The 12,795-nt window shown below is 75.7% G+C and carries 4 protein-coding genes and 2 pseudogenes; 2 read left to right on the forward strand and 4 right to left on the reverse strand.

Going from position 1 to position 12,795, the window contains the following annotated elements; translation table 11 throughout:
• Positions 1–1,736: AAA family ATPase (locus AB0E94_RS51655; RefSeq protein WP_360343964.1), on the forward strand; the 1,736-nt coding region annotated here is incomplete at its 5' end.
• The gene (locus tag AB0E94_RS51660) at positions 1,726–5,058 is read left to right on the forward strand and encodes a BTAD domain-containing putative transcriptional regulator (RefSeq protein ID WP_360343967.1); all 3,333 of its coding nucleotides are present in this window, start codon (positions 1,726–1,728) and stop codon (positions 5,056–5,058) included. The genes AB0E94_RS51655 and AB0E94_RS51660, both read left to right, overlap by 11 nt.
• Here the strand turns inward: AB0E94_RS51660 and AB0E94_RS51665 are convergent.
• From AB0E94_RS51665 to AB0E94_RS51680, 4 genes and pseudogenes are all read right to left on the reverse strand, one after another.
• Positions 5,028–6,527 carry a discoidin domain-containing protein gene (locus AB0E94_RS51665; protein ID WP_360343970.1) on the reverse strand — a complete coding sequence of 500 codons (1,500 nt, stop codon included), beginning with the start codon at positions 6,525–6,527 and terminating at the stop codon, positions 5,028–5,030. The two genes, AB0E94_RS51660 and AB0E94_RS51665, sit on opposite strands and share 31 nt — an antisense overlap.
• Before the next feature lie 399 nt (positions 6,528–6,926).
• Positions 6,927–8,129, reverse strand: a pseudogene (locus AB0E94_RS51670) (hypothetical protein); the annotation flags it as partial.
• 42 nt (positions 8,130–8,171) lie between these two features.
• Entirely contained in the window at positions 8,172–11,444 is a 3,273-nt protein-coding gene (locus AB0E94_RS51675; RefSeq protein ID WP_360343973.1) for a right-handed parallel beta-helix repeat-containing protein, read from the reverse strand.
• Positions 11,441–12,795: pseudogene (locus AB0E94_RS51680) on the reverse strand (hypothetical protein); the annotation flags it as partial. The gene AB0E94_RS51675 and the pseudogene AB0E94_RS51680, both read right to left, overlap by 4 nt.

Below are 12,795 nucleotides of genomic sequence, written 5' to 3' on the forward strand. Positions count from 1 at the left end.
CGCCGCTCTCCTCGAGCCGGGCCGCGAAGTCGTTCATGTACTTGAAGTGTGCGGAGATCTCCTCCGGCGTCCACTCGTCGCTGTTCGGCCGGCGGGCCGAGATCGACCGGCTGCGCAAGATCGCCGCCGGGGCGGCCACCGGCGCCGGCCACAGCCTGCGGATCGACGGCACCGCCGGGATCGGCAAGTCGGCGCTGCTCGCGGTGGCGCTGCGCGACGCCGTCCCGCAGCCGTGCCACCTCGGCTGGGCAGCCGGTGACGAGCTCTCCGGGCGCACACCGCTCGGGCTGCTGCTGGAGTGTGTGGACACCGCCCTGGCCGGGACCCCGCTGCGGCACCTGGCGGCCCAGCTGGTCACGGTCGCCGGCGACGCCGTGCACAGCTGCCCGGACCAGGCGGTGGCCCTCGCCGCCGACCTGATCGTGCAGGCGGCCCGGGAGACCCCGCTGATCCTGGTCGCCGACGACCTGCACTGCGCCGACCCGCTCACCCGGCGGGTCTGGGACATGCTGGGCGAGCAGGCCGGCGCCGCGCCGCTGGTGCTGATCGGCGCGGTCCGGACCGGATGTGTGCCGGCGCACGGCCCGGCCGCCGGTGAGGTGATGACCCTGGCGCCGCTGTCCACAGCCGACGCCACCGCCCTGGTCCGGGCGGTCGTCACGGAGCCGCCCGGCGCGCTGGCGCTGGCCCGGATGCTCGACGAGGCCGGTGGCAACCCGTACTACCTGCGGCAGCTCGCGGCCGGCGAGACGGTCACCGGCGGCCTGCCGGCCGCGGTCGGCGCGCATCTGTCGCCGTTCGGGGAGAAGACCATGGAGGCGGTACGGGCGGCCGCGTTCCTCAGCGCGTACGAGCTGGCCGCCCCCGGCCCGCAGCCGGTCGGATGCACCAGGTCCGCCCTGGCCGCGGCGACCGGCCGTACTCCCGCCGAACTCTCCGTGGATCTCGCGCCGGTGCTGGCCACCGGGCTGCTGACGGCCGACGGCGATCGGGTGGCGTTCCCGTTCCGGGTGGTGGCCCGCACCCTGCACGAGGGGACCCCGGCCGCGCTGCGGGTCCCGGTGCACCGTTCGCTGGGGTTGCGGCTGGCCGCCGCCGGCGCGCCCGCCGAGGACGTGATGGCGCAGTTCCTGGCCGGGCGGGTGCCCGTCGACAACACGATCGGGGGCTGGCTGGTCACCCAGGTGCCGGGCCTGGCCGGCCGCGCGCCGATGATCACCCTGTCCGTGCTGCACCGCGCGCACGCCGAGGACGGCCTGGATCCGGCGGTGCGGGTGCCGCTGACCGCCTGGCTGGCCCGGCTGCTGCTGCGCCACGACCGCAACCCCGCCGTGCCGGCCGCCTGGGTCGCGGCCCGGACCGCCGACCCGGCGTTGCACGGTGAGATGCTGTGGATCTCGGCGCACGGTCACGAGCGCCGCGGCGAGCCGGAGTCGGCGGCGGCGATCGCGCGCGGCGCGCTGCGGTCCGGCCGGATCGCCCCGGAGTGGAGCGGGCGGCTGCGTGAGCTGCTGGCCCGGATCCGGCCGCTGCTGCCCGGCGACCCCACCGAGCCGCATCTCCCCCGGCTTCTGACGGAACCGCAGCTCCCGTCGCTTCTGACGGAACCGCAGCTCCCGTCAGACGCCCTGGCGGAACCGCACTTCTCCGGGCGCCTGACGGAACCGCACTTCTCCGGGCGCCTGACGGAACCGCACCTCTCCGGACGCCTGACGGACGTGCCGGATGTGTGGTGACGCCCCGGAGACGCTGTCGGTCTCGGTGCTCGGGCCGGTCCGGGCCTGGGCCGGTGAGCGGGAGCTGCCGCTCGGCTCGGCCCGGCAGCGGGCGGTCTTCGCGAGCCTGGCCGCGGCGGCCCGGCCGGTCGGCCGCGACGAGCTGATCGCGAGCGTGTGGGGCGACACCGCGCCGGCCACCGCGGTCGGCAACCTCTACACCTACGTCTCCGGGCTGCGCCGGGTCCTGGGCCACGACCGGCTCACCTCCGGCCCGTCCGGTTACGCCCTGCGGCTCACCCCCGGCGCGCTGGACAGCGAACGGTTCGAACGGCTCTGCGCCGAGGCGGCCGGGCAGGACGCCACCGCGGCGGCCGCGACCCTCGACGAGGCGCTGCGGCTGTGGCACGGGGAGGCGTACGCCGGTCTGGCCGGGGACCGGTTCGAACTGGAACGGGCCCGGCTGGCGGAACGGCGGCTGGCCGCGGCACAGCAGCGCGCCCGGGTGCTCACCGACCTCGGCGACGACGGCGCGGTGGCCGAGCTCGCGGGCCTGGTCCGGGAGCATCCGCTGCACGAGCCGTTGCACGAGCTGCTGGTCGCCGCCCTCGACCGGGCCGGGCGGCGGGCCGAGGCAAGGCAGGCGTACCGGTCGGCGCGGGAGACGCTGCGGGCCGAGCTGGGGGTGCAGCCCGGCCCCGCGCTGGCCGCGCTGCACGAGCGGATCGGGCCGGGTTCGGACACCCGGCCGGCCGCCGGGCGGGTTCCGCTGCTGCGGGTGCTGCCCGAACCCGTCGCCCAGGACCTGGACCGCAAGCCCCGCAACCGGGTTCCGGGCGGCCGGGACAGCGAACGGGAACGGTTGCGTGACCTGGTCACCGCGCTGGTCGCCGGGCACGGCCGGGCGGTGTGGATCGAGGGCGAGCCGGGGATCGGCAAGAGCGAGCTGATCACCGCCGTCTTCGCCGGGCTGGGCGGCTGCCACCTGGCCTGGAGCATCGCCGACGGCGAGGACACGGTGAGCCGCGCCCTGGGCCGCGACGGCGCCGACGGGGACCACCTGCTGGCGTACGTCCGGACGTTGTGCGCCTCGGCCCCGCTCGTGCTGATCGTCGACGACCTGCACCGGGCCGACGATCCGAGCCTGGACGTCTGGCAGCGCCTGACCGCCTTCACCAGGCGGATGCCGCTGCTGCTCGTCGCGGCGACCCGCCCGGACGCCCCGGACGGCCGGCTGGCCGGGCCGCGCCGGCTCGTGCAGAGCCGCCGCGGCCATCTGCTGCGGCTCGGCCCGCTGCCCACCGCGGCGATCGAGCGGCTGGTCGCCGACCTGGCCGGCGCGCCGCCGGGACCGAACCTGGCGTCGGTCGTGCCGCTGGCCGGCGGCAACCCGCTCTACGCCCGGGAGATGACCACCCCGCTGCTGCGCGCCGGGCTGGTCCAGGTGAGCGGCGGCGTCGCCGAGATCCCCGGCTTCTCGCTGGTGCAGGCGCCGCCGTCGCTGCTGGCCACGGTCGGGACCACGGTCCTGGGCCTGTCCCCCGGCGCCCGTGACGTGCTGCGCTCGGCGGCGGTGCTGGGCCCCCGGTTCGCCGTCGACGACCTGGCCACCGTCACCGGCCGGTCGCCGCTGGCGCTGCTGCCGACGCTGGAGGAGGCGATCGCCGCGGACGTGGTCACCGAGGCCGGCGCCGACCTCGCGTTCCGGCTGCCGGTGCTGCGCCAGGCGCTGTACGAGAGCATCCCGGCCGCGGACCGGCCGGCCCTGCACCGGCACACCGCCGAGACACTGCACCGGGACGGCTGCCCGGTCACCCGGGTCGCCGAACAGCTGGTGGCGCCCGGTGTCGGCGTCGACGACTGGACCGCCGGGTGGCTCGCCGAACACCACGGCGAGCTGGCCCGGCGGGCCCCGCAGGTCGCCGCGGCGCTTCTGCACCGCGCGCTGGACTCCCCGGCGCCCGGCCCGGACCAGCGGGAACGGCTGCTGATCGCCGCCGTCCGGCTCGACTTCCGGCACGAGCGGGCGCCGTCGCAGCAGGCCCGGGAGGCGGCCCGGGTGGTCCGCGATCCGGCCGAGCGCGCGGAGATGCGGCACCTGCTCGCCACCATGATCCACCGGCAGGGCGAGACCGCGGCCGCCGTCGCGGTGCTGGCCGGCGCGCTGTCCGATCCGGACCTGCCGGCGCTCTGGCGGACCCGGCACCTGGTGCTGCTCGCCGGATTCCGCCGGGGCCCGCTGGACGACCTGGACGAGGCGGACCGGGCCGCCGGGGCCCGCGCGAACGAGGCGCTGGCCGCCGGCCGGCCGCACGAGGCGGCGTACGCGCTACAGACCAGCTGGCTGATCCACTCCATCCGCCGGGACCACGAACGGGCGCTGGGGTACGTGGACCGGGCGCTGACCGTGATGCGCGACGACCAGTCGTTCGCCGGCATGTATCTCGACCTGCTCGACAACCGGACGTTCACGTTGCAGAACCTGGACCGGCTGGAGGCGGCCGAACGCACGCTGCGCGAGGGCGCCCTGTTCGCGTTACGGCACCGCCTGCCGTCCGGGCTGCACGCGGCCTCGGTGGTGCAGCACTACTGGCGGGGCCGCTGGGACGACGCCCTGGCCGAGGTCGGCACGGTCACCGACGGCCCGCGGACCACCCTGCTCGGCATGCGCGAGCCGACCGCGATCACCACACTGCTGCACGGGGTGGCCGCGCTGATCGCCGCCCAGCGTGACGACCCGGTGCTGGCCGGCGGGCACCTGAGCCTGGCCGAGGCGCTGCCGGCCAGCGACGCCGAACGGGAGAACAGCGACTTCCAGCTGGTGGCCCGGGCGTACGCCGCCGAGCAGCAGGGCCGGGCCGACGACGCGATCCGGATGCTGGAGCCGCTGCTGGTGCCCGACTTCGCGCCGCTGATGCTGCGGCACCAGTGGCTGCCGTACCTGACCCGGCTCGCCCTCGACCGCGGGCACCGTGACATCGCCGAACGCGCCGCCCGCCTGTGCGCCGACGAGGCGGCCCGGGAGGTGCACGACGCGCGGGCCGGCGCGGCGGCGCGGCGCTGCCACGCGTTGCTGGCCGTGGACCCGGAACCGATGCTGGCCGTCGCCGGGCACTACCTGTCGATCGGCCGGACCACCGAGCTGGCGGTCACCCTGGAGGACGCCGCGGTGCTGCTCGCCGTGACCCGCCGGCCGCACGAGGCGGCCCGGACCGGCGGCGACGCGGTACGCCTGCATCGCGAACTCGGCGCGCGATGGGACGAGCGGCGCGCCCGGGCCCGGCTGGAGGAGTACGGCGTCGACCCGGCCGGTCAGCGCACCTCGATCTCGAACAGCGAGTAGCCGTACTCGGTGGAGCGGCGGGTGCCGTACACCCGGACATGGCGGCCGGTGACCGCGTCGAGGGGAACCGTCACCGTGCCGCCCACCCCGGAGGTGGTGGCGTAGACGGTCTTCCACGCGGTCCCGTCGGCGGAGACCTGCACCCGGTAGGCGACGGCGAACGCGTTCTCCCAGCGCAGCACGATCTCGGTGAGCCGGTACCGGGCGCCGAGGTCGACGGCGAGCCACTGCGGGTCGGCGAACGCGCTGCTCCACCTGGTCACCGGGTCGCCGTCGACGGCGTATCCGGCCGCCCACGGGTCGCCCTGGCTGCCCGACGTGGTCACCGGCCGGCCCAGCGCCAGGTTGCGCCCGGACGGATTCGCCCGGCCGGTGGCGGCGGCAGTGGTAGTGGTGGTGGTGCTCCTGGTCGTGCGGGCGGTCGTGGGCCGTACCGTCGCGGGATCTGCCCTGGTCGCGACCGGGACCGCTGCTGAGCGCAGCGGCGCCGGGCCGGTCGCGGCCGAGACCGGCGCGACGGGCTCCGGGGCGGCCCGGGACAACGCGACCACCGCCGAGACACCGGTGACCGCCGCGACCGCGACGAACGCCACCGCCGCCACCCTCCGGCGACGCCGTCCGGGCGGAGCCGGCAACGGGCGGTCACCGACCAGGATGGCCAGCAGCTCCTGTGCGGTCGGCCGGTCGGCCGGATCCTTGGCCAGGGTCAGCCGGACCGGGGCGAGCAGGGCCTCGGGCAGATCACCGAGGTCCGGCTGCCGGCTCAGGATCCGGCCGACCGTCGCCGACGGCGAGTCGCCGAGGAACGGGGTCCGGCCGGTGCCGGCGTAGGTGATCAGGCAGCCCCAGGCGAACACGTCGGCGGCCGGGGTCAGCGAGCCGCCCGGGTCGGCCGAGAACCGTTCCGGCGCCATGTACGGCACCGTGCCGACCAGCACGTCGGTCTGGGTGTGCCGGCTGGTGGCCTCGAACAACCTGGCGATCCCGAAGTCGATCACCTTGGGGTTGCCCGGCGGCAGCAGCACGTTGTCCGGTTTCAGGTCGCGGTGGATGACCCCGGCGCCGTGGATGCCGACCAGCGCGGTGGCCACCCCGACGGCGAGCGCGTCCAGCGCGCCGCCACGCAGCGGACCACGCTCCTCGACGACCTCCTCCAGGCTGGGGCCGTCGACGTACTCGGTCACCAGGTACGGCGGATCATGGTCGAGGTCGGCGTCGAGGAACCCGGCGGTGCAGAACGACGGCACCTCCCGGGCCCGCTCGACCTCGCTGCGGAACCGGCCGGCGTACTCCGGGTCGGCGGCCATCGCGGTGTGGATCTGTTTGACCGCCACGTAGGTGCCGTCGTCATCCTCGGCGAGGTAGACCACACCCATGCCACCGGCGCCCAGCCGGCCGGTGAGCCGGTAACGGCCCAACCGGTCGGGGTCCGACGCCCGCAGTGGACCGACCCGGTAGGCGGTGTCCACACACTCTCCTCAACACCTTGGGGTGATCTATTTACCAGACCGGCCCGGCAGCCCGGTCTCCCCGGTCGGCAGGTCCACCGCGACCGGGGCGACCGACAGGGCCGCCGGCACCGGCGCGGGCGCCGCCACCAGGGGGTGCTCGGCGGTGATCTCGGTCAGGGCCGGCAACGCGTCCCGGTTGATCTTCGCGGTGGCGCCGTCGGTCCACTCGCCACCGCCGAACGCCGTCACCATCGGCCGGTGGATCTTCGCGGTGGCGCCGTCCGCGGCCGGCTGCCCGTCGAATCCGGTGACCACCAGCGAGCCGCCCGCGGGCCCGGCCGGCGCCACGGCCGGGCCGGGCCCGAACTCAGCCGCCTGCGACGCCGCCACCAGCACCCCGAAGTCGCGGGCGCCCATGTCGAGACGGGCGGCCAGGTCGACCGCGAGCTCCTTCATCCGCCGGGCGCGCACGGCCACCGTGTCGTCGTAGAACAGCGCCACCCGGTCGGCGTCGAGGGCCACGTCCCGGACCCGGGCCGATCCGGCGGGAATCTTCGGCGGCCGGACCCAGAGCCCGGCCTGGACAACCTCGACCACCGCGTCGGTGGCGTACCAGTAGACGCGCGGGTCGACCTCCTCGGCGCCGCCGAGCGGCGGCCGGTGCCGCAGCACCCGCGGCCGGATCACCTCATGGCCGGCCTTGCGCGGGGTGAAACCGAGCTCGACGGCGTACGGCTCCCAGCCGAGCACACCGTCGGCCCGGACCGCCTTGACCTCGTAGCGCTGCGGGTTGCCGACCGGGACGCCGCTGTAGCAGACCACCGGGGTCTCCAGCACGTCGGCGAGGGTCTGCCCGAACGAGCGGCCGGGATGCGTCTGGACGTCGCCGTACTGCACGAACCGGGCCCGGTCGCGGTGTTCCGGGGCCAGGTCGCGCCAGAACCGGATGACGTCGTCCAGGCCCAGCGTGCCGGCGCCGGGGCAGCCGACCAGGACCGTCATCGCCGGTTCGGTGCAGGGCACGTCGGCGACCAGCCGGTTACGGTGGCGGGCCAGCACCGCCGGATCACCGGCCGGGCGGATCCAGAGGCCACCGGGCAGCGGCTCGACCTCGCCGCTGGCGCTGGACGCGACGACGTCGGTCACCGCGCCGTCCCACGGCGGGGCCGGGAACCGTTTGCCCAGCACCACCGGCGCCTTCCCGCGGCGGAACTGCACCCAGCCGCTGCCGGTGGCCGAGTCGACGAACAGGGTGCCGCCGGCCCCACGGACCAGCACCCCGTCCGGCGCGACGACGGTACGGCCCAGGCGTTCCGACAGCCACTGGCCGACCAGCGCCGCCATGCCGCGGTGCTGGCCGCACGCCATCAGCCGCAGGCCACGGCGGCGCCGGGGCAGGGCGGCCGCGATCGACTCCCAGGAGCTGGTCGGCAGGTCCGCGCCGAGGTCGAGCACGACTATCTCGTTGTCGGCGTCGGCGGCCACCGCGAGAGCCAGGTTCTGCGCCTCGGGGCTGATCTTTCCCGGCCCGTGCAGCACGAGAGCGTTGCCGACGGTGTGCCGGACGACGTCGCCGGTGTCGCCGCCGCCACGAAGCAGTCCCCGGATGCCGAATGCCATGTGGCTACCCTCGTTTCGTTTCTCGACCCGCGAAGTGCGGGGCTAGCCGACCGACGCCAGGCCGCCCTCGGCCGGTTCGGTGAGTCCGTACGCGGTCAGCCCGCCGACGTCGGCGACGGTGAGCGTGCGCGCGGCCGCGGTGCGGGCGAGCGCCGCCGAGAGCCGGTGCGCCGCGACCGCGGTCGGCTCGGGCAGGGTGGCGACCATCCCGGCGAGCGCGTCCCGGACGTCGTCGGGCACGTCGTGGCCGCGCCGGAGCAGGTAGGCCACCGCGATCCCGGCGAGCTCGCCGGTGGTGAACGGCGGGAATTCCCACTGCTCGGCGAACCCGTCACGCAGCTCCGGGACCTGCTCGAACAGCCGGGACAGCGGAACCGGCTCACCGGTCAGCACGACCACCGGATCGCCGGGGTCGGTCAGCGCCGCGGCCAGCGCCTCAGCGGTCTCCACGGTGTTGTGGCCGGTGTCGCCGGTGTCGTAGTCGACGACGAGCACCCCGCCCCGGGCGTCGTGCAGCGCCTGCGCGACCAGGCTGCGGGACTGGCCGGGCCACTGGGCGCCGAGCTCGCGGCTGAACGCGACGGGCACCACGTGGCCGGAGCCGATCACGCCGAGCTCGGACAGCGCCTGGGCGTACAACCGGGCGATCTCGTGCCGGCCGCTGCCGCGCCGCCCGGCGAGGATCACATTGCCCTGGTTGCCGTGGCCGCGGCGGCGGTTGCGCAGGTCGGCCAGGCGCAGCACGTTGGCGCCGGCCGCCTGACGGACCGGGAGCAGGCCGTGCAGCTCACTGATGCGGCGCCAGGCGTGGCTGGCGGCCAGGGCGGCCGACGGGTCGGCGGCGGCGTCCGGCTGAGCCTGGGCCGGCTGGGCGTCGCGCAGCTGGGCGATCTCCGGGTCGAGGTCGGCGGCGGTCAGCCGGTTCAACTCGGTGTCGCGGGCCGGTGGGGTCAGGGCCAGCCGGGACGCCTGGTTGTTGACCACCGCCTCGAACAGTTTGCGGGCGACCCGGCCGTTGCCGAAGGTGGGTCCTTTCGGGACCCGTTCGAAGTAGGTGTACAGCGCCTGGACCGCGTCGTCGGTGAGCTCGTAGTAGTGCTTGCGGCACAGGTTGGTGGCGATGGTGACCAGCTCGTCGACGCTGTAGTTGGGGAACTCGATGGTGCGGGTGAAACGGGAGGCCAGGCCGGGGTTGGAGGCGAGGAACTGTTCCATCAGCTCGGAGTAGCCGGCGACGATCACCACGAGCTCGTCGCGGTGGTCCTCCATCATCTTCATCAGCGCGTCGATCGCCTCCTGGCCGAAGTCCGGGCCGGAGCCGCCGGACCCGGCGCTCAGGGTGTACGCCTCGTCGATGAACAGCACCCCGCCGATCGCCTTGGTGACCAGCTCGGTGGTCTTGATGGCGGTCGACCCGATGTACTGGCCGACCAGGTCGGCGCGGGCCGCCTCGACCATGTGGCCGCGCGACAGCACCCCGAGTTCGGCCAGGACGGTCCCGTACAGACGGGCGACCGTGGTCTTACCGGTGCCGGGCGGGCCGGCGAAGACCAGGTGGCGGCTCATCGGTGGCATGGGCAGGCCCATCCGGCGGCGCATCTCCGACATCTTGATCAGGTTGATCAGGCCGGTGACCTCCTTCTTCACGCCGTCGAGGCCGATCAGCACGTCGAGTTCGCCGAGCGCGCCGGTGAGCTCGGCGAGTTGCCGGGGCTGGTCCGGTCCGGTTTCCGGCTCGGTGGCGGCGGCCGGGACACGGCCGCCCTCGTCGAGGGCGTCCACCGTGACCTGGTGCCGGGCCGGCTGGTGGACGGGTTCGCCGCCGCTGCCGCTGATGGTGCAGCCACTGAGCCGGCTGGGCTGTTCGGAGTCGATGTGCACGCCGTCGCGGGCGCTGTCGAGCACCTCGCATTCGGTGAGCGTGACGCTGCCGCCCGCCCCGACGTGCACACCGTGCCGCCGGGCGGCGCTGATCCGGGTGCGGGACGCGGTCAGGACCGCGCCGTCGCCGATGTGCGCCCCGTCGGCACGCGGCTCGTGCACCTCGCAGTCGCGTACGCCGGCCTCGGCCCCGTCGGCGGCGTGCAGGCCACCGCCGTCGAGCCGGACCGACACCATCGACACCGAGCCGGCGCCGGTGACGCTGACGGCGTGTTCGGCGGTCGTGCTGATCCGGCTGTCCTCGACCGTGATCCGGGCGCCGTCCCGGCCCTCGATCGCGGTGGCCGGGCCCGCCTCGATGTCGGCGCCGCGGACGACGACCTGGCCGGGCCCGTCGACGACCAGCCCGGCGCCGGTGGTGATCTGCGCACGCAGCCGGGTGAGCGTTACCGTCGCGGCGCCGACCGTGGCGATCCGGTCGCCGGTGCCGCTGACCGCCAGCCCGTCGAAGGCCGGCGCCGAGTCACCGTCGGCGAAGATCGCGAGCGGGCCGCCGGTGACCGTGCAGCCGGTGAGGTTCGGGGCAGCGCCGTCGGTGACCCGGACCGCGATCCGCCCGGCGTCCCGGAAGGTGCAGTCGGTGAGCCGGGCCGCCGATCCGCCGGCCAGGTGCGCGGCGTGGGCGCCGGCGCCGGTGAAACTGGACCGGCTGACCGTGACCTGGCCGGTGCCGCGCAGGAACAGGTCCACGTTGGCGCTGCCGGTGACGGTGAGCCGGTCGGCGGTGAGCCCGGCCCGCTGCTCGACCACGACCGCCGGTTTGACGGCGTCGACGATCTCGCAGTCCTCGACGACGCAGAGCGCGTCGCCGTTGACGCAGACGCCGTTGCCGGCCACCCCGATCGCCCGGCAGCGGCGCAGGGTGAGCCGGCCGGTCTCGGTGACGACCACCGCCGACGACGCGACGTCCCGGAAGACGGTGTCCTCGATGGTGCTGGCGCGTTCGGCGGTGACCACCACCCCGGCGCCCTTGGCGCTGCTGATCGTGCAGCCGCGGGCGGCCAGCGAGCCCTGCAGACGGGCCAGCACGGTGGTCCAGGAGCGGCTCTCGACCCGGCAGGCGTCCAGCGCCACCTCGCCGCTGTACACGTCGACGGCCGCCAGGGTCTCGTCGTCGCAGATCAGGTGCAGACCGCGCAGCGAGACGCCGGCGCCGTTGACGACCAGGACGCTGCCGGTCGCGGCGTGCACCACGACCGTTTCCGGGCCGTCCGCGGCGATGATGGTGACCCGCTTGCTGATCTGCAGGTTCTCCTCGTAGCGGCCGGCGTGCACGGAGATGGTGACGTCGTCGGCGGCCCGGTCGAGGGCGGCCGCGATGGTGGGCAGCGCGCCCGGTTCGCCGCCGCCGACCACGAGCATCTGGCGGTTCATCGGTTCTCCTCCGTCGGCTCGGACAGCCCCGGCACGGCCCGGAACCGTTCGCGGGCGGACTCGCCGACCCGGGCGGCCTGATCGGCGTCGTCGCGGCGGGTGGCGTACCCGGTAAGGGATCTGGTGGCCAGGTCGTCGAACGAGGCCCGGTTGTCCTGCACCCGGCCGTCGGGGTTGATCTCGTTGGGGCTGACCTCGCGCAGCAGCAGCCGGCCCCGACGCCCGCCGGACGGTTCGGCGCGTTCCAGGACCTTGAAGCTGGTGCCGGGCAGGAACAGCACCCGGTTGTCGGCGTGGTCGCCGTCGTCCGGTTCCAGCAGGGCGGTCCGGCGTGCGGTCATCGCCCAGATCAGCACGTCGGTGTCACCGGTGAGGTCGGCGCTGGGCTCGGTCAGGGCGTTGAGGAAGCCCCATTCGGTGAGCATGGTGCGCCCGGCCAGCAGCGCCCACCGGTCGCCGGTGAGGGTGGTGGCGGTCCAGGTCGGGCCGCGGTGCGACGGCAGGCGGGTCAGGCCGGCGACGGCGCAGCGGGCCAGCGGGACGTGCGGTCCCTTGCGGGCCGCCCGCAGCGCCGCGTCGATGGCCCGGCCCTTCGCCGAAAGGTAGAGCCGCAGCGCCACGGCGTCGGTCAGCGCGTCGTCCCCGCCCTGCAGCACCGGATGCTGTGCCAGAACCCGGGAGACGGTGGTCGCGACCAGGTCGTACTCCCGGCTCAGGGTGCGGCGCAGCCAGGCCCGTTCCTCGGTGGGCGCGCGGCCGGGCGCGAGCAGCGCCGACGCGGCGCGGTCCGGGACCGGTTGCAGGCGGGGCCGCGGTCGCTGCGCCGGCTCGGCCGCCGTCGCCGGTCCCGGTTCTTCCGGCTGCGGTACGGACGGAGCCGGAGCCGGGCCGGACATGACGTTGCCGGCGGGCCGACCGGTGCCGGCCGGGCTCGCCGGGGCCGGGGTGTCCACGGCCGGCAGGTCGGTGGTCAGCTCGACCGGCGACAGCGCGGACGGCGCCAGCGGCGGCGGCACCGGCACGGACGGCGCGACAGGCAACGGCACCGGCGTGGTCGGCTGGACCGGCGGCGCGAGTTGCGGCGGCACCGGCACGGGCTGCGGTGGGACGGCGGGCACCGGGACCGTCGCCGCCGGGACCTGCACGGGTGCGGGCTCCGGCGGCTGCTCGGCCCATTCCGGCGCCACGGACAGGGCGGGCACGGCCGGAGCGGGCACCGGGACCTGCGGCGCCGACAGCGTCTGCTCGGCCGGGGCCACCGGCGGCGGCGCCTCGACCGGTCCGGCCGGCTCCGGCGCCGCCCGGCCGTCCCGGTGCCCGCCGGTGCGGCCGCCAGGTCGCGGGCGCCCAC

The organism is Actinoplanes sp. NPDC026670, assembly GCF_040638175.1.
GTDB lineage: Bacteria > Actinomycetota > Actinomycetes > Mycobacteriales > Micromonosporaceae > Actinoplanes.